The following is a 19,336-nucleotide window of genomic DNA, read 5'->3' on the forward strand; positions in this document are numbered from 1 at the left end:
ATATAAAAAAGTATTTATGATTACTATATATTTCAATTACATTTTGCATTCCAAATTTTTTCTGCCACAAAATAAAAAAGATATAGTAAGTAGCTACTATATCTTTAAAGTATTGTGACGTAAAAAGCTTATTTTTATTCTTGGGAACAATTGAACCTTAGAGCGTAATTATACTATTGATTATTTACTTTCAGTTAAGTGCCCATTTTCGATAAATATAACTCGATCACATAAGTCTAACATTCGTTTATCATGTGTAACCATGATCGCAGCTTTATTTCGTTCTTTCACTTCATTTGCCAGCATTTCAACAACGGTTCGGCCACGTTCAGAATCCAAACTAGCTGTTGGTTCATCTGCGAAAATAACTTCTGGATCATTCATAAACGCTCTTGCGATGGCTACTCTTTGTTTTTCCCCGCCTGATAAATGTTCAGGATAATTCATTTTTCGATGTGTTAATCCCAACCGCTCTAACAGCTCATCGGCTTTTTGATTAGCTACTGCTGTTTGACCACCAGTTAATTCGCTAATTAATAACAATTGATCTTTTACTGTTAAATACGGCAACAAGTTGGACATTTGAAAAATGAAACCAATCTTACTCAATCTAAATTCAGTAAGTTTTGAAGCAGGTAGCTTACTAATTTCTATATTATCTATAATTAATCTTCCACTACTAGGGGACAGTAACGCACCAGCAATCGAAAGAAATGTACTTTTCCCAGACCCTGAAGGACCTACAAGCGCTACAAGTTCACCTGATTTCACTTGAAGAGATACTTCATCTAGTACTTTGATTGAAGATTCTCCATCTTTATAAATTTTACTAATATTCTCTAGCTCTAGTTTCATACTCATTAATTAGCCCTCCCAATTGCATCAACAGCATCTATTTTTGTAATTCGGTATAAGGATAATAATGAGCCTATAAGAGCTACAACTAGAAATAAAAGTGAACATCCTACTACTAACTGTAAGTTATAAACAAATGGCATACTATTTGGTAATATTATTGATAATCCGTAAGTTAATAAACTGCTAAGTAATAGACTCACAACCGTCAAAACAAGAACCTGAGATACAATATTTTTTGCTAAATAACTTGTTTTTGAACCAATTGCTTTCAGTACACCAAATTGGTTGATTTTTTGAATCGTTATCACATAAAAAAATACTGCCAATACAAAGGCTCCAATGATAAATAGAAAAATAATCATCATGTATAAAGAACCTTGCTCTTCCTTGTAGCCCGGAATCCCTTTTAGTGCTTCATCTTTTTGAATGACATCAATTCCAGTTATTTTTTCTTCTATATTTTTTGCATGATCCGAATTTGTATTTAATGCAATCGCATTAAAATCTTGTTTACCATTAAAAATCATTGACCATTCGTTAAAATTCAGATGAACGACTGGTGTATGACTAAACGATTGATTTTCTGTAAATCCGATTACCTGAAACACTTTTCCTGAAATTTGATCAATTATTTTATCTCCTAAACGAATTCCAACGTCTTTAAGTGAAGCATCCACAACTACTTCAGATTTTGTATCATTACTGATCATTCTACCTTCAATGACCTTTGGTTGGAGAAATTCATTTGTATCAATTGCGAAGAATGAAGCATCAATTTTTTTTGATCCTCCATCCTTCATTACTGTAGTCATTTGAATACCTAAAGGAGTTGCATTTTTTTCATTTATATATTGCTGCACTTCATTTAAATTTTCTTTATTTAACGTGGAATGACTTAAGCGTTTATCAGAATCCTTTCGAATAACGATATAATTTGCTTTCATACTTTCAATTGACGAAGCATTATCAAATGACAATCCTTTTGCCAGCCCAGTTACAAATAGAACAAGTAAAGATATCAGGATCATAATGCAACTGATTAGTAGAAAGCGAAATTTAGCATGTTTAAATTCTCTTAAAGCAAGAAACATCAACTATTCATCTCCTTTTCTAATTTCTCTCTTTAGTATAGAAATGGAAAGTGAACAGAAGGTGAACAGTTCATTACATTTGCGGAATTTTAATTAAAAACAAGGTTCCTTCATTCATTTTACTTTCAACATGTATATCTCCATTATGACATTCAATAATTTGTTTCGTAATTGCTAGCCCCAAACCAGTGCTTGATTCTTTTCGAATTCTTGCCTTATCAGCAATATAGAATCGATTAAATATAAAAGGCAGGTCATTTTCTGATATGCCAATACCCGTATCTTTTATCTCGACCGTTACCATATCATGTTCACTAGACAGTCTTACCGAAATCAAACCACCTTCTTTATTAAACTTAATACTATTCATTATTAAATTTGTCCAAGCTTGATGTAATAAATTTTTATCGGCAACGATATTCGTTGGAGCTAGTTCCATTTCAATTGCTAGATCTTTCGTTCGCCAGCTCCATTCATTTGTTACGATTATTTGTTTGATCTGTTCGGCAACATCAAATTCCGTTTTTTGTAAAATTTCTTCTTCTTTATCTAATGAGGCTAATACTAATAATTGTTTACTTAACAAAGACATACGTTTACTTTCTTTTTCAATAATTGATGAAAATGATTTTCTTTGTTCGTCAGTTAAATCATCTGCTTGTAATGATTGTGAAAAGCCTTGAATTGACGTCAGGGGTGATTGAAATTCATGCGAAACATTTGAAACAAACTCCTGGCGCATTTGTTCAATTTGATCTAATTTTTTTGTCATTTTTGTAAAATGATTGGCTAGCTTACCAATTTCATCTTTTCGTTTAATTTGTAAACGAATCTTATACTTACCTTCAGCAATAATTTTTGTGGCTTCTGTTAGCTTTACTATTGGTTTGACAATGTAACGTGTGCTAATGAAGACCATTACAATACTTAATAAAATTGTTAGACTTAGGATGATCGAAAATAAAATTCTAAGCTCCCCGAACTGAAGCTCTACATTTGGTCGAAAAAATAATGCATAATGTTGATCATCTCCATGTATTGGAACGCCAATTGTGTTAACAACTGAATTATCAAAAAATCCTGTCACGAACCAATTAGTCGGATATTGAGATATACCATGATAAACTTTCCCATTTAATACTGCTTCCATAGTTTTCCCATCCAATTGATTCTTTCTAAAAGAACCACCGTAAAAGGTCTGTTTCTCATTCTCATCTACTAACAAAACTTGATAACCTAAATCTCCTACATTCTCTAAATAATCCTGTATCGATAAACTAGGATTCTTTTCATAAAATGTTTTCACTTCATTTGCCATTTTTGTTAGCTTTTGATCATTATAGGGCTTTAGCTTGTAATGATAATAAATATTCGATATTAGAAACGACACTAAGCCACTAAAAATCATGACAAAAATCGTCGTCATCACAATCCTTACATATAATGTTTTCACTTTTTCGTGACCTCCAATTTATAACCGACGCCACGTACAGTTTTAATGGAGAAATCATCTGTTAAATTTGAAAAACGTTCTCTTAGTCTCTTAATATGAACATTTATTGTACGATCATCACCATCGAAATCAGCACCCCAGATTAAATGTATTAATTCCTCACGTGTAAATATTCTGTCTGGATAACTTGCTAATTGTGATAGTAATTCAAACTCTTTCATCGGTAGCATTAATAGCTTACCTTTACAATAAACTTCATAGCTTCGACGATCAATTATCGTTTCATTTAGACTAATTTGAGTTTCATTTATCATCGTAAAACGTCTTAGCAATGCTTTAATTCGAAACAATAATTCTTTCGGCTCAAAAGGCTTCGTTACATAATCATCCGTTCCAACTTTAAACCCTTTTTCCTTATCTATTAATTGATTTTTTGCAGTAAGTAAAATAACTGGAAAATCATAGTCATTTCTAATTTCCTCACAAAGCTCATATCCGTCTTTATTCGGCATCATAATATCAACAATAGCTAAATTAACTTGTTGCTTAGCAAGCAATAATGAAGCCTCCTCCCCATTTGCCGCCTCGAATATTGCATAACCTTCAGCTTGTAGAAAATGTCTTAATAATTCTCGAATATGAGCATCATCATCAACAATTAAAATTTTTATCATAGAAACCTCCATTTTCCCTTTAAAAAATAAAACTAATCTAATTCTTTATGTACTTGCAATGTTCTCTTTCAATTTGAGCTTATCATCCAATCTTAAAATAGTTGTTAAATTCATGAAAAAAAAGCTAATAATATACTTTTTGTTTATCAAAGGTATTTTATCAAAACTAAAGAGAAATTGTACCATTAGAATCAGTTGTTTTACACAACTAAAATCCTTCTCCACTTGCAGAAGGGTTTCTAAATACATGCGAAACTTTCGTTTTTATATCTACGATTTTTCCTACAAAATTAAAATATCCTCGAGTATTCCTAATTCATTTCACAATACTAAACTTATAAATGAAATAAAAAAAGGACTACCGAAGCAGTCCCATCGTTATTTCATCAAGTTTAGTAGATCAGTCTATTAATCAGTTAAAAATATCATTTTAATTCTAACTATCATACAAATTTATTTGGAGCGATTGGCAGTTTCTTCATAAAAGAAATCTTTACTTAGGGGTAAAAAGTTGAATTAGTTCTGCACAACTAATCTTTTTAAGTAGCTCTTTATTTGCCCAGCTAACAACACGGTCTTCCCAAGCGACTAAGCATTGATTGTCTTTAGTTTCCATAACAGTACCGACAGCACCATCTAAACTAAACATCACATAATTGCCAATTGCAAACATTGCAATCACCCCAGTCTAAAGATAATACCGTGCCCACCTTTCGGGTATTCCCATTTTATATTTTGATGAGGACATCCAATTCTACAACTTCCACATTCATGACATCCTTCATAACCTACATGCATTCGAATATTTTCCCATTTATAGACTTCAGCCGGACAGAAAATTGTACAGATCTTATCCGGACATTTTGTTAAACAAATATCCGAGTCTAGTACAGTTAAGTGCGATTTTGTATCAGCATTAAAACGAACGAGATATTGTTTTTCCTCAATTGTATGTTCTTTCTTTGTCTCACTCATTTATTTCATCACCTTCCATGCTTTATATACATCTTTCGCAAGTTTATATTTAGATTTTACACCTCCCAAATCACTCATGATTTTCTTTTGTTTTTCCCATTTAGATTGACCATCGACAGTGAACATTTGACTTGCTGATTTGTTAAGAAGAGGGATATATTGCTCGAAATATTGAGGGAATTTATCAAAATGATGAGTAGCATCTTTGTATTTTTTTAAATCTTGGCCTACAAAGCTATCTAGTAATTTATTAGCATACGATTTTAAGACATTTTCGGTATACTGACCAATTTCTTTTGCTTCAATAATAGTTTCGGCAGCGAGTCTTCCTGAAGTCATCGCCATATTGGATCCTTCACGGTGAATCGCATTGACTAATTGTGCTGCGTCTCCAATGACCACTACACCATTTCCGACTAATTTCGGAATTGACTTATAGCCACCTTCTGGAATTAAATGTGCCAAATATTCCTGTGGTTCACTTCCTTGAATATATGGACGGATCATCGGATGTTTCTTGACATACTCTAAGAGTTCATATGGTTTTATTTTATGTTCAATCATACCCGAAAGTAATGTACCGACCCCAATGCTTAATGTATCTTTATTCGTGTATATAAAGCCCGTTCCCACGATTCCTTTTGTTGCATCCCCAAACAACTCAATTGCACAACCTTGATTCCCTTCTAAGCCAAAGCGGTCCTCTATGATTTTGCTATCGAGCTTGACGATTTCCATCGTCGCTAAAGCAACCTCATCTGGTCTCCATTCCTTGTGAAATCCTAGAGATTTTCCTAATAAAGAGTTAACGCCATCAGCCAACACGACCACATCTGCATATAAATCACCATCTGGTCGATCTGTTCTGACACCAACAACAACTCCATTTTCTACGATACATTCCAATACGACCGTTTCATTGATTAGTAATGCGCCTTGCTCAACTGCTTTTTGAGCAAACCACTGGTCAAACTTTGAACGAAGCACGGTAAAATTGTTATATGGCTCTTCAGCAAATTCCAACCCTTTGTAACCAAATGTGGTTGCAGATTGCTTATCTAACATCATGACACGCTGCTCCACTATGACACGTTCGATTGGCGCTTCCTTCCAAAACTCTGGGATTACGTCTTCCATCATTTTACGGTAAAGAACGCCTCCCATTACATTTTTAGAACCTGGATACTCTCCTCTTTCAATAAGGATTACATTAACACCATTTTTAGCTAGCTCGTATGCACATGAGATACCTGCTGGTCCTGCTCCAACGACAATTACATCAAATTTTTCCGGCATGGTCGTGATTTTCCTCCTTTAAAGAAAAGCTTTCTTGGAATTGTTGGATTAAGAGTGGAATGATTTCGAATGCATCACCTACAATGCCATAGTGGCACGATTGGAAAATAGGTGCTTCTGGATCTTTATTAATGGCAATGATGAGACCTGAGTTTTGCATTCCAACAATATGTTGAATTGCTCCTGAGATTCCAATTGCAAAATATATTTTAGGCGTAACAGTTAATCCAGTTTGACCAACCTGATGATGGTGTTCCACCCAACCAGCTTCGACTACATCTCGACTCGCACCAACAGCTGCACCAATTGATTCTGCAAAAGTGTTAATGATTTCAAAACCTTCTCTACTACCAAGGCCTTTTCCACCTGCAACAATGATGTCAGCTTCATCAATCCGTACTTTCTTCGTTGTCGCTCGCACAATTTCCAATACTTTTGTTCGAATATCTTCTTCCTTTAAATCGATTTCTTCTTCAATCACAATTCCTTCAGCACCAGGATTTGGAGATAACGCTTTCATCACTTTCGGACGGACAGTTGCCATTTGAGGACGATACTTCTTACATAATATCGTCGCCATGATATTCCCACCAAATGCCGGACGACTTGCTAATAATAAACCTGTATCTTCTTCAACGTCTAAGACTGTCGTATCTGCTGTCAAACCAGTTGGTAAGTCTGTCGCAACAGCACTAGCTAAGTCCTTACCTTTTGAGGTTGCACCATATAATAAGATTTCTGGCTTGTATTTGTTACTACATTCTAATACTGCTTTCATAAAAGATTCCGTTCGATAATCTTTAAAAATCGGCTGATCATAAACATAAACAATATCTGCACCATATTCAAAAAGTATAGGGGCTAACGATTTCACATCATGACCAATTAAAATCCCTGCCAGTTCACAGCCACGTTTTTCAGCTAATTGTTTACCTGCTCCTAATAATTCCAATGATACTGGTGCGATCACTTTGTCATTTTCCTCAATAAATACCCAAATACCTTTGTAATCTGAGAAATCCATTTATACCCCTCCCTTCACTTCAAATAGTTCTTTCTTATCACTTAAAATCCTCATTAATTCTGCTACTTTTTCATTTGATGTGCCTTCAAAAATTGTCCCACCCTTTGCTTTTGGTGGAGCCCAAACTTTTGATACAATCGTCGGAGATCCTTTTAAACCAAGTTGTTTGATATCCACATCTTCTAAATCTTTAACTGCCCAAATCGTTGGTTGGTATTTGGCAGCTTTGATCATATTAGGCAATGTAGAATAAGGGACTTCATTTATCTCTTTTTCAACTGCAAATAAACAAGGTAATGTTGTTTTTATTACTTCATGGCCGTCCTCTATTTTTCGATGAACAATCGCATATCCATCTTCTTTATTTATCTCATGAACTTTTTTTACTGAAGTTAAAGGTGGGATATCGAGTCGTCGAGCAATTCCTGGCCCAACTTGTCCAGTATCACCGTCGATTGTCATTTTTCCACAAACGATCAAATCAATAGGTTGAATTCCCCCTATCTTTTCAATCGCTTTCGTTAATGCATAACTTGTCGCTAACGTATCTGCTCCAGCAAATGCTCTATCTGAAATCATATATCCTTCGTCAGCACCAATTTCTATACATTTTCGAATTGCCTTTACAGCAGGAGGAGGTCCCATTGTAATAACAGACACTGTCCCACCATATCTTTTCTTCAATCGAACCGCTTCTTCTACTGCATGTGCATCGTATGGATTCAAAATTGCAGGCGCACTTGCCCGGTCCATTGTATTGGTTTTTGGATTCATTTTAATGATTTTTGTGTCAGGTACTTGTTTAATACAAACTACAATATGTAACACCTAGTTCACTCCCCTTTATCTTCCCTTCACCCTTAGCTAGTAAATGTACATGTATTCAACTATATTAATTTTTATAAGGAAATATGATAGAACTGAGTGTTAGTTTTAATATTTTGTTATGGTAAATAAAAAAACATTTGCGATAATTGCTCAGAAGTGTCTCATACTACTAGACTAGTTTGGTAAAAAAAGTATTCGTAGATTTCCACTCCAGGTGGCTCGCTTTCCGTGGGGCGTGCGCTGAGCCTCCTCGGTGTTTCCACCTGTGGGATCTCAGCTGTCCCGCTACTCCCACAGGAGTCGAGCCAACTTCCGTTCCAATCTTTCAAGTAATATCAGTATGCAAAAACAACAATTTTTTAGTAAAAATGTGAATAGCTAATATATTGAACAGTTCCAAATAAAAAAAGACATTCGCGTCAATACTCGCAAATGTCTCTTGATGTAAAATCTATTTTTTAACCTACTAGTATTTGAATGGTATTACCTGATGGATCCTTCGTGTAAGTAATTCCATTTTCTTCAAATATTGTTGCATTGATGTTTGTTAATCTATTAATCGCATTCGTTTTTTCTTCTTCACTTGGATATAGCAATGTATAATGTTTTAATCCTACACTGTTTTCAAGTGGCGCAGTACCACCAGCGCTATGCCACGTGTTAAAGCCTAAATGGTGATGATATTGTCCTGTTGATACAAATAATGCTTGGTTGCCGTATCTAGTTACTACATCAAACCCTAAGCCTTCGCAGTAAAATCTTTCTGTGCTTGCTAAATCAGAAACTTGTAAATGAATATGTCCCATAATCGTTTCTTGCGGAAGACCTGTAAATGTTTCTTCTCCAGCAAGTGAAAGTAAGCCCTCTACATCAAGGCGACGACTATCCATAACAACCTGTTCATTTTGCCAGTTCCATCCTTCGTGTGGACGATCTGCATATATTTCGATTCCATTCATATCAGGATCAGCTAAATATAATGCTTCACTCACTAAATGATCAGAACCGCCTTGTAATGGATTTCTAGTTTCTATAAAATGCTTTAACACAATACCTAAATCTTTTCGAGTTGGTAAAAGTAAAGCAAGGTGATATAATCCTGTATTTCTATCATTTCTTGGAACACTTTTTTCGATCTGTTCTAACGTAATTAATGGCTTAACCCCATCAGCAGTTAATCTTGCTTTAGTCGCTGATTCATCTAAGATACGTAGTCCAATTACTTCTTGATAAAATGAAATTGAACGTGATAAATTAGATACTTTTAATTCTATAGTTGGTGCATAAACTTGTGGCTTCACATGGAAATTCACTTTACATTACCCCTTCTAGAAAATAATACAATTATTGTTAACACTAACAAAACAAACGGAGCTATTGCAACATTTAAGTCTTGGCCAGAACTTAGATGAGTGTAGACTGCACCTGCCATAATAATGGCTAATCCAGCTGATGCAAGGGTAGCTATTTTAGATTTCCAAAATCCTACAATCAGGCCAATTGCACCTAGTATTTCAAATGCTCCGATTAAATACATGAAACTTTTAGAGTACCCATATACTTCTTTAAAATCGTGTAACATCTGGGTATTACCACTTAACTTAACAGCTCCAGACATTAAAAACGCAACAACTAATAATACTTGTAAAATACGAGTTAACCACTTCATCTCATTCTCTCCCTTTTGTACATATTTATAAATGGTAACCACAACATTTGTATACTGAACTCAAAATAAGAACAGTTTTGTGCATAATTTAACCAAAATTGCTCACCTGCATTGATTCTAAATATCATTGTCACTTATTCTGCAACTAATAAATACCCACAAATTTTATTCTAGTTTTTAAGTTCAGTCATTCTATAAGTGTGCTTAACTTAAGAACAGTATAACTGATAACTGTTCTCGTTTCAAGTGCAATTTTGAATTTAGTTTACTATTTATTCTTCGATAGGTGCATACTCAACTATATTTTTCTAAGCACATTACATTTCAAGCTCCTTAATAAAAAAATACCGTACATGAATTTGTACGATATTTTTATATTGATTCTAAACTTTTATGATTAGCTCGTTTTACAAAGTCTGCTAAAGTGTAACTACATAAGAAACTAAGCATATGATCCTCTGCCTCTATAGCGAAATCAGAAAAAACATTATTCATTACTCGTCCACTTGAACAATCTGAAGTTGATTCGATTAACGCTGTCGATAATGGTTCAGTCATTTGCAATGCGAGATATACTTCTTTAAGAGTGATATCCTCCGGTGCTCTCGCAAGGAGATATCCACCATCTCTACCTTCTCTAGCTTCTACAATTTTTTCTTTTACTAAAGGAGCCATAATTCTTCTCATAAATGAAACACCAGAACGAATATGTTTAGCAATTGCTTTACTTGGAGTGACACCATCAGTTGTAGCTAGTAATACCAATGCTTGTATCGCAAATCCGAACCATTTCGGAGTAACTGAGTTTTTACAATTTGACAATTTAATCACCTACCAGTGACATTATTATCTCTTGTTTCATATTGCCTTGCAAGTAAATAGTCGTTTTCAGTAAATTTTATATTAAAAATAAATCTGTTACAGTTTAAAAATCATAGCGAAATATTCGAAGGGGAGCTCATCCACTCTTCACAAGTGCACCTCGGAGATAACGATTTTCTTTAATTAGGCATAAAAATAAAAAGATGGAGATTTTCATCTCCATCTAAGTATAATAAAAATTTGATTTTAGACTGATTGAAAACGTTTGCCTTTCGAGGCGCAAAGCCGAATGAGGAGCGGAGTTACCTTTAACGGTAATGAGCACCGCAAGCAGGCGAAGCAACGAAGAAGCGAGCGTTTGGTGGGCAGTCTGATTTTATTTATCGAGCATATCCGCCTAAGCTTTGCTCAGCCATTTGAACTAAACGCTTTGTAATCTCTCCACCAACTGAACCATTAGCACGAGATGTTGTATCCGGACCTAATTGCACTCCAAATTCAGAAGCTATTTCGTACTTCATTTGATCAATTGCTGATGAAGCGTTTGGTGAAACATATTGATTTGATGATCTTCTGTTTGCCATGTTGTCGACTCCTTTGTTTGTTGGATGCTCTGATGTTTTATCAGATTAAAGATAGTATGATTCAGTTAAATTATTCTATACATATATTTACATATTTTTTTCTTTTTCCAAATTTACTTTTTATTGCCATTCATAAATGTAAAAAGCATGATTTCATAAAAATTTATGTAAGTTCAAAAACTTGTACATTCTAAGATTATTCACTATAATTCCTTTATACTGTATAAAATCACAACACAGTTTAAGTGAAATTAGATATATATACTTGTAAATAAATACCAAAGTACACGAGAAGTTTGTACGAAGGAGGAGAATAAGATGGCAACGAATAGATTTCAAGATAAAATAGCAAAACAATTACACAAAATCCCTTTATCAGTGTTAGATTTAGCACCAGTTGTTGAAGGTAGCACTCCTGCTGCTGCATTTAAAAATAGTCTTGATTTAGCAAGACATGCTGAACAATTAGGTTATCTTCGTTATTGGTTTGCAGAGCACCATAATATGCCTGCAGTAGCAAGTTCTGCAACTTCAGTTGTAATCGGTCATATCGCAAGCGGGACTTCCACTATCCGTGTTGGGTCAGGTGGAATCATGTTACCAAATCATCCACCTTTAGTAATTGCAGAACAATTTGGTACACTTGAATCACTTCACCCTGGTCGTATCGACCTAGGACTTGGCCGTGCACCAGGAAGTGATATGCTAACAACTAGAGCTTTAAGACGTGACTTACGAAGCGGAGAAGACTTCCCTGCACAACTTGATGAGTTAAGAACTTATTTTGATCCGTCACTTGGAAATGGCAGTGCTCATGTTCAAGCAATTCCAGGCGAGGGCTTGAATGTCCCAATATGGTTATTAGGATCAAGTGGTTTTAGCGCGCAATTAGCCGCTGAACTAGGACTACCATTTGCATTTGCAGCACATTTTGCACCTGATTACACAGTTCAAGCAATGCAAATTTATCATAACTATTTCAAACCATCGAATGTATTAGATGAACCATATGCAATGATCGGACTAAACGTAGTTGTTGCAGATACGGACGAAGAAGCAAATAGACTATTCACAACTCAACAGCAATCTTTCTTGAACTTAGTTCGTGGTGGTAAACCTGCATTACTGAAACCACCAGTTGATAATATGGATGATATTTGGAGCCCATTTGAAAAGCAAACACTAGAAAATCAAATGAGACTGTCAGCAATTGGAAGTATTGATACAGTAAAAGATAAGTTACAAGCTGTATTAAATATGACGAAAGCCGACGAAATAATGGTCAACGGTTCTGTATTCGATCACTCTGCTCGACTATATTCATATGAATTACTAAAAAAAGCTGCTGAAATGAAGTGATAAAAAAGAAAACTCATCTTCTATTGGAGATGAGTTTCTTTTTTCTTGTATGTACACTAAAAAGATTCTTACTGATTCTTTTCATTCTCAAATGGCTTTGTTATCGCGAAAATGACAAAACTAATTAGCAGTAATACGATATTTGCAATCAATGCATATTGATTCGGAATAAATGGCAGGATAAATTGGAATTCAAATTTATCATCAAGGACACCAAGAATAATCCCCCGAATAATCCCTTGTGCACCAACTACGAACAAAACAATTCCTAAAACTCTTAAAAATGTATTGATTTTGAATCACCTCTATAAAATTTCACTCTATTCATCTTTTTTATATTTTCTTCGTATTCTATTAATCAATAAACCGATGCCTAATATGAGCGCTACACAACCTAATACTGCATCAAATGGATCGAAATGTACAATGACAAATTGGCCATCACTTTCACTATATCCCTTAAATTCTTTATCTGGACCGAACATGTAATATTATCCACCTCTAATAAAATTGAATAAATGAAACTACTTCATACTTAAATTTCAATAAAAATGGATAACTTCCTTCTAACTGAAACTTAAAATCTTTCAGGTTAAACATTCATTATTTTCTGGCACAGGTTTTTTCATTACCAAAAGAGCGAAGAAACTCATTTGCAACTTAAAGACAAATGAGTTTTTTCTTTAAAAAATATTCTATTTTGCTAAAAGGATTTGATATACCGCCATCATATCCCTCTTATTCAATTCACGAATTCGATTAAAAATTGGGATATCTGCAACTTGATCTGTAATTTGGCTCTCTTCAACTACATCACTAACTTTTCCAGTTAGCCACGTTTGTACTTCAAAACCCTCGACGATTTGTTTTCGCCCTTCATCATTGATACCACTTGCATAACAACTTACACACGGCACTGATAATTTATGGACACCATCATGAAGACCGTCTTCTGAGATAACCTTTTTCCCTTTACAGAATGGACAAGGATTACTTGATTTAATTTTATTAATCAATGTCACAATTTTTTTGTAACCAAATGCCTCATATACATAAGTTAATTTTTTGTATTTTCCATTTGTAAAATACTGATCGATGATGTTTTCTCGCGTTTCGTAAATACCCTCAAAATCACAAATTGTGATTTTGTTTTTACTACTGATTGTTTCAATATTACCTTTAATTTGATCCCAGAAAGGTAAAGCATTTTGTAAAACCACTTCGTAATGGACAAAACTTGCTTGTTCAATTTCAAACATTTTAAGCGCAACTTGTTTTTCTCTTGGTAGTAAAGAAACATCCTCTGTCAGTACGATATCGCCACCAACAATTGTTTTCAATTTTTCCAGAACAGGTAAATTCCCAACTGTTTCCATCACTTGATCAATTGGTTGATTGATGATCTCTCGGATATCACTGTTACCAAACATTAATTTCTTATGATGTTTTAAAACCGTCCCTTCACAAACTGGACAAGTAATCATCTCTTTTGATTCTTTCATTTGCTCTTTAATGATTGATTTAGAGATAAACATATAACGGCCAATGATAAAGTTGAAACCTTCCCAAGTTCTAGAAGCCTTACCTGCTTTATCATAAAACGACTTTTCCCAATAACCATATAAAAACGTATGTTTTTCAGCTTCAGTCATTTCATTGTAACTTTTACTAATATCATGACCAAGTTCATTCTTAATTTCATCAAATAAGAATTGTAATTTAGGATATTGATAATATTTTAAAACTTCCATTACGTCTGGATGTAATAAACCATCCCAAAATGGCACTGTTTTGTCTTGAATGACAACATCGATATCAAATTTTTCAATCACACGACGACCAGAACAACTTGGACAATGATTATCTTGGTAATAGAAATCAAAGCTTTTCGTATCTTTATTCTTTGGATGAGCACTTACGATATGGTTAATTAACCCGCCAATTTCATAAAGAAAACTATATTGACTATATAAATGCCGCTCAAGATCAATTGCGATTACTGGTGCGATCTTTTCTGATTCATATTCACCATAAATCAATCTTGCCATTGATGATAAGCTTTTTAAGATACCGCCTTTATAGACATTTTCCGCATTTTTAAAATAATCTATATGGTTATCTTGGATGTAGTGTATCCCATTTTTTTGATGAATGGTAGAAGCAATTTCCAAAGGTTCATCACTATGAACAGTTTCAAGGTTACGATAATACTCCTCATGACTAAGCACATCAAGATGTTTTACTGGTTCGATCTGCCTTTTACCAAAATCAACGATGAAATCAGAGCTTTCTAACATATAAGCATTATGTTCAATCATCATAATTGATACAGATTCATCCTCAAGAATTACCCTAACACTATCAATGAATTGGTTTAAAATATTTTGAGACAATCCTTTAGAAGGCTCATCAAATATAAACAGCGTATGTGGATTTCTTGCATTACCAAATAGCTCAGAAACTAAATGAACACATTGAAACTCACCAGTTGATAATGATTGTGTTTTTCTTTCTAGTGTTAAATAACCAAGACCAAGCTTAATTAATAAGCTTAAGCGTTTATGTGCGATGTCTTCATTTGGCAATTCCTCAATAATATCTTCAATTGAACGCTCAAAAATATCATCAATATCTTCACTATATTTTGTCAGTTTCTTTTTAATATCTAAGAAAGTCGCAACTGTAGATCGACTTGTAATTGATTGATTACGATCTTGTCCTACAATCACCAGCTTATCCTTTGGATGTCTATTCAGAAAATCCTTTGCCATACATTCGTTAACAAGTGTAGATTTTCCACATCCAGATTCACCCGTAAAGGTTACCAATCTATTTTTTGGAATCTGAATTTCATCAATTTGAATATTTCGACAGTAAAGATCATGAAATTGATAATAATTACCTGGTTTTGCTTCATTACGTTCCCAAATAATTGGTTTAGGACGTGGTGATTCTTCAACAATTTTCCCACCATATTTACCGCTACCAGGACCGAAGAATAATTGTTCATCAGAAGCATCTAGGACTGTATCAGAATGATCAATCAGCCAAATTTGATTTTTATAGCCTAATTGTTTAATTTGTTCAAGTATCTTTAATAGAGTTTGGTGATCAAGACCAACAGAGATTTCATCAATAATAATGACAGTGTCTTCACTTGTCGCCATGAATTCAGCTAAATAAAGTCTTGTTAATTCTCCACCTGATAATGTACCCATTATCCGATTCAGTGTTAAATAACCAATATTCATATTAATAATGTTTTTAAGAATATGTTGCTTGGCTTCACTAATATTTAAATCAACTGATAAAGAAAGAATTGATTCAATGCTTAAGTTATTAATGTCGGAAATAGTATGTAGTTTATCAAACAATTCAATTGTGTATTGTTCAACTTCTTGGCTATAGCGCTTCCCATTACATTTTGGACATTCAACATTTTTAGTCGTTCCGCGCCCCTTACAAGCTGGGCACCAACCTAATTCATTATTGAATGAAAAAACCTCTGGAGAAAGATGAAACTTCTCAGCAAGGCAATCGCGGATTTCTTTAAATACACCAGTATGTGTACCAATTGTTGAACGAGGATTAGATGATATAGAAGATTTTCCTAGAAAAAGTACTAGCGGCATTTCTTCCATTTTGATGGCACTGAAGTTTGTTTCCATTATATTTGAAAATAGATATTGATACTCCGCCTTTGGTAATAATGATACAAGTCGTTTCTTTGATTCTTCCCCAATAGATTGACAGAACGTTGTTTTTCCAGATCCAGATAAACCAGCTATCCCTAATGATTGATCGACTGGAAGTACTGCATCCAACTGATGTATATTGTTCGCAATTAATTGATTTATTTTCATAGTTTCATCCTCTCATTCCTAGTTCTCTATGCTTATTCTTTCCAATCTGTGTTACTTTTTAGACTTACTTACAAACCCACCTTCCGTTTAATGATTACTATTTATTCTAAGTTAATACGAAGTTTGTCGATTCATAGATTATTATACAATGTCGAGTATGCAAACGTATATCTAGTAAAGTTCTATTTATAAATAACTTGTCTGATTTTCATTTCAGTAAAACACTTACCGGGGCAATAAAAAAGAGAGCCATTTTTTTACAAGGAATCTCTCCGTTTCTAATTACATTAACTTCCGTCTGCCTTTTATCTTAAACAGAAAAAGGGCTATATAAAAAAAGCCCCCCTTGTTCAACTAACGAATTTGTTAATTAGAAAAAGTATCGTAAATAGTCAATAATATAATCAGAAAACAAATTGAACTTAATATAATTTTCATTTTAAGATTTGGTTTTGTATTTGTTTTTTTATTGTTCCCCTTATTTAAATAGTAAACTAGAGGACCCACTCCAATTAATAAATAAGCTATTTTTAAAATCATTTACTTCCCCCTTCTTAATTAATAATTTTTTATTAATTATACACTTTAAAAGGGGTTGAATAATTTGGGGGAATTCACATTTTTTACACATAAATTCAGTTAATTCCTATTTAACGAAACTACTAGTTAGCATAATAAAAAAATAAACTGCCATAGCAGCCTAGCGTAATTCAATTAGCATGGGTTAGTTGTATTAAAGAGGTACCTTTCTTTTTAAATTCGATGTCGCTATAAAATCATTTTGTATCAATTAAAATTTGTTTAAATTAACACTCGCCAAAGGTATTCTTTTGAGCAATAAGAAAATCATTCTCCCTCGTTTGTTTGATTCTGTTACACTTAAGTGTGTGTCTTATACATAGAAAAAATGGAATCTTTGGAGGAGAACCGTTTGAAAAAAATGATCTTGTTTGCTTCCGTTATTGGAATGGTTGGGACAATTTTTGTTCAATCGACCAAAGCAATAACGAAACCGGAACCACAAAAAACGATTTGTATTGATGCAGGTCATCAAAAAAAGCAAAACCTTCAGACTGAACCAGTTGCACCTGGATCAAAAGTAAAAAAAGCAAAAGTATCATCTGGTACACGCGGTGTTGCGACAAAAAAATATGAATATGAGTTGAATTTAGAGGTGGCACTTCAGTTACAAAAAGCACTCGAAAAAAAGAATTACCGGGTGATTATGACGCGGATGAAGCATGATGTGAATCTAAGCAATATCGACCGTGCGACAATTTGTAACGATGCAAAATCTGCTTTATCAATTCGCATTCATGCGGATGGAAGTACGAACAAAAATACACAAGGTCTTTCCCTATTGTACCCAACTGGTACTTCTACAAAAAGCATTAATAAAGTGAGCGAATCCATTGCGAAAACTCTATTAACGGAAAGTATTCTAACAACAAAAGCGAAAAAAGGCTATGGAGACGGACTTCTCCCTCGAAGTGATTTAACGGGTTTTAATTGGTCCAAAACTCCAGTAGTACTAGTTGAAATGGGCTTTATGTCTAATACAACCGAAGACAAACGACTATCTACAAAAAGCTACCAGCAAAGTATTGTGAACGGTCTGGTCAACGGGATCGCGAAATCTGTTCATTAAGTAGAAATTTTCATAAATGGTCATTTAACTGACTGGCTTTATTTAAACTTCATTTAGTAAAAAAGAGGATAATCGATTAATGAAAATCCTCTTTTTGACATTTAACTAAAACAGTATTTGAATTTTAAACGGTTTCATTATTATTCTATATCAATTTATTTAGATATCCATTCATATTGAATATCGGGTAAATTTTCTTCATTTTTGTTCCCTCTCCCAATTATTTTGAAGCCATTCTTTTCATAAAAGCGTTGAGCTTTTTCATTTACTTCAAATGTATTTAGTGTTAATCTCCCACTTGAATGCACTTTTACTAGATCCAGTAATAATTGACCAATCCCTAATCCTTGGTAATTTATATGAATATATAATTGACTTACTTCCCTTTCATTATAGGCAATCATTCCTACCACTTTTTCATCAATTAAAGCTATATCTACTTTAAACCTTTCTAGTAATATATGATTTAGAAAATAAACGTGGTTGTCAAAGCTATGAGTTTCTTTTTGACCAATAGCATGTTCCTTACTATCTCTCCACATTTCCACTGTATGTACATCGTAATTTTGATTATACTTTTTAACGATAATATTATGTTGAGTCACTAAACATACTCCCTCATGTTTGTTTTTAACTAAAAACTATCGATACATTATCCTTTTCACTCATTTTCGTAATGACTAACTATTTCATTTCGCATTTTTCAGTTCATGCTTATCTTTAGATAACTGCTATTACTGTTTGATTAGTTTGGAACTTGCACACATTAATTCCTATGTAAGCATATTATGAGCGGGGACTTTTTAACTTATAAAATAAAATAATTATTGCAAACACAAATGTTACTGCATTAGCTGAAATAACAGCAAGATCATTAATAAATATTCCGTAAACTAACCAAAGTAAAATTCCTGCACTAAATAAAATGTACATCAATAATGAAATGCCTGACGTGTCTTTTGTTTTTATCGTTTTGATTGCTTGTGGTAAAAAAGATGCAGTCGTTAATATCGCAGCAATGAAACCAATGATTGTAATCATTTACTATTTCACTCCTAATAAAATATTTTTGTGTCCTCCAATTAATCTCCAAAAGATGAGACCTACACAATAGAGGTCTGCTAGTTCCATTGTTCATTCACTTTGTATATACACTATTTATCTATATATTATATGTTCTAGTTCAACTATC

At 33.7% G+C, this 19,336-nt stretch carries 20 protein-coding genes; 2 read left to right on the plus strand and 18 right to left on the minus strand.

Features of this window, described 5'->3' with window-relative positions; translation table 11 throughout:
* Positions 1-180: 180 nt before the first annotated feature.
* The 13 genes from V7056_RS19200 to V7056_RS19260 form a co-directional block, all read right to left on the minus strand.
* Positions 181-855 carry an ABC transporter ATP-binding protein gene (locus V7056_RS19200; RefSeq protein WP_499704014.1) on the minus strand — a complete coding sequence of 225 codons (675 nt, stop codon included), beginning with the start codon at positions 853-855 and terminating at the stop codon, positions 181-183.
* A 5-nt stretch (positions 856-860) separates the two neighbouring features.
* The gene (locus V7056_RS19205; RefSeq protein ID WP_499703998.1) at positions 861-1,949 is read right to left on the minus strand and encodes an ABC transporter permease; all 1,089 of its coding nucleotides are present in this window, start codon (positions 1,947-1,949) and stop codon (positions 861-863) included.
* Positions 1,950-2,022: 73 nt separating this feature from the next.
* Positions 2,023-3,402, minus strand: coding sequence for a sensor histidine kinase (locus V7056_RS19210; RefSeq protein WP_499703999.1), 1,380 nt, complete (start codon positions 3,400-3,402; stop codon positions 2,023-2,025).
* Entirely contained in the window at positions 3,399-4,076 is a 678-nt protein-coding gene (locus V7056_RS19215) for a response regulator transcription factor (protein WP_499704000.1), read from the minus strand. Before V7056_RS19215 ends, V7056_RS19210 begins: the two co-directional genes overlap by 4 nt.
* A 493-nt stretch (positions 4,077-4,569) precedes the next feature.
* The gene (locus V7056_RS19220; RefSeq protein WP_087998854.1) at positions 4,570-4,749 is read right to left on the minus strand and encodes a tudor domain-containing protein; all 180 of its coding nucleotides are present in this window, start codon (positions 4,747-4,749) and stop codon (positions 4,570-4,572) included.
* Positions 4,750-4,754: 5 nt separating this feature from the next.
* Complete coding sequence (locus tag V7056_RS19225; RefSeq protein WP_107902089.1) at positions 4,755-5,051, minus strand: 4Fe-4S dicluster domain-containing protein; 297 nt, start codon at positions 5,049-5,051, stop codon at positions 4,755-4,757.
* Positions 5,052-6,347: an FAD-dependent oxidoreductase gene (locus V7056_RS19230; protein ID WP_499704001.1), complete on the minus strand. Its 1,296-nt coding sequence runs from the start codon at positions 6,345-6,347 to the stop codon at positions 5,052-5,054.
* Complete coding sequence (locus V7056_RS19235; protein WP_499704002.1) at positions 6,331-7,371, minus strand: electron transfer flavoprotein subunit alpha/FixB family protein; 1,041 nt, start codon at positions 7,369-7,371, stop codon at positions 6,331-6,333. Before V7056_RS19235 ends, V7056_RS19230 begins: the two co-directional genes overlap by 17 nt.
* Positions 7,372-8,199, minus strand: a complete 828-nt coding sequence (locus tag V7056_RS19240) for an electron transfer flavoprotein subunit beta/FixA family protein (RefSeq protein ID WP_499704003.1) — start codon at positions 8,197-8,199, stop codon at positions 7,372-7,374. It abuts the gene before it with no gap.
* Positions 8,200-8,657: 458 nt separating this feature from the next.
* Entirely contained in the window at positions 8,658-9,512 is an 855-nt protein-coding gene (locus V7056_RS19245) for a VOC family protein (protein WP_499704004.1), read from the minus strand.
* Complete coding sequence (locus V7056_RS19250) at positions 9,509-9,868, minus strand: DoxX family protein (RefSeq protein ID WP_499704005.1); 360 nt, start codon at positions 9,866-9,868, stop codon at positions 9,509-9,511. The genes V7056_RS19245 and V7056_RS19250 overlap by 4 nt, the downstream gene beginning before the upstream one ends.
* Before the next feature lie 372 nt (positions 9,869-10,240).
* Positions 10,241-10,690 carry an RrF2 family transcriptional regulator gene (locus V7056_RS19255; protein ID WP_499704006.1) on the minus strand — a complete coding sequence of 150 codons (450 nt, stop codon included), beginning with the start codon at positions 10,688-10,690 and terminating at the stop codon, positions 10,241-10,243.
* Positions 10,691-11,070: 380 nt separating this feature from the next.
* Positions 11,071-11,274, minus strand: a complete 204-nt coding sequence (locus V7056_RS19260; RefSeq protein ID WP_087998846.1) for an alpha/beta-type small acid-soluble spore protein — start codon at positions 11,272-11,274, stop codon at positions 11,071-11,073.
* Between the two features lie 318 nt (positions 11,275-11,592).
* Between V7056_RS19260 and V7056_RS19265 the strand changes: the two genes are divergently transcribed.
* The gene (locus V7056_RS19265) at positions 11,593-12,633 is read left to right on the plus strand and encodes an LLM class flavin-dependent oxidoreductase (protein ID WP_499704008.1); all 1,041 of its coding nucleotides are present in this window, start codon (positions 11,593-11,595) and stop codon (positions 12,631-12,633) included.
* Positions 12,634-12,701: 68 nt separating this feature from the next.
* Here the strand turns inward: V7056_RS19265 and V7056_RS19270 are convergent, their stop codons facing one another.
* From V7056_RS19270 to V7056_RS19280, 3 genes are all read right to left on the minus strand, one after another.
* Positions 12,702-12,893: a hypothetical protein gene (locus V7056_RS19270; protein ID WP_499704009.1), complete on the minus strand. Its 192-nt coding sequence runs from the start codon at positions 12,891-12,893 to the stop codon at positions 12,702-12,704.
* A gap of 60 nt (positions 12,894-12,953) precedes the next feature.
* Positions 12,954-13,118, minus strand: a complete 165-nt coding sequence (locus V7056_RS19275; RefSeq protein ID WP_499704010.1) for a hypothetical protein — start codon at positions 13,116-13,118, stop codon at positions 12,954-12,956.
* A gap of 210 nt (positions 13,119-13,328) precedes the next feature.
* Positions 13,329-16,496: an ATP-binding cassette domain-containing protein gene (locus tag V7056_RS19280; RefSeq protein ID WP_499704011.1), complete on the minus strand. Its 3,168-nt coding sequence runs from the start codon at positions 16,494-16,496 to the stop codon at positions 13,329-13,331.
* 940 nt (positions 16,497-17,436) lie between these two features.
* On the opposite strand from V7056_RS19280, the gene V7056_RS19285 reads away from it, so the two are divergent.
* The gene (locus V7056_RS19285) at positions 17,437-18,144 is read left to right on the plus strand and encodes an N-acetylmuramoyl-L-alanine amidase (RefSeq protein ID WP_499704015.1); all 708 of its coding nucleotides are present in this window, start codon (positions 17,437-17,439) and stop codon (positions 18,142-18,144) included.
* Between the two features lie 155 nt (positions 18,145-18,299).
* Here V7056_RS19285 and V7056_RS19290 read toward each other — a convergent pair whose 3' ends face one another.
* Both V7056_RS19290 and V7056_RS19295 read right to left on the minus strand, forming a co-directional pair.
* On the minus strand, positions 18,300-18,749 hold the full coding sequence (locus tag V7056_RS19290) for a GNAT family N-acetyltransferase (RefSeq protein WP_499704012.1): 450 nt from the start codon (positions 18,747-18,749) through the stop codon (positions 18,300-18,302).
* A 181-nt stretch (positions 18,750-18,930) separates the two neighbouring features.
* A complete protein-coding gene (locus V7056_RS19295; RefSeq protein ID WP_499704013.1) occupies positions 18,931-19,185 on the minus strand; it encodes a SemiSWEET transporter in 255 nt (84 codons plus the stop codon).
* Positions 19,186-19,336 lie beyond the last annotated feature (151 nt).

The sequence above is a fragment of the Bacillus sp. JJ664 genome, assembly GCF_036962205.1.
Lineage (GTDB): Bacteria > Bacillota > Bacilli > Bacillales > Bacillaceae_G > Gottfriedia.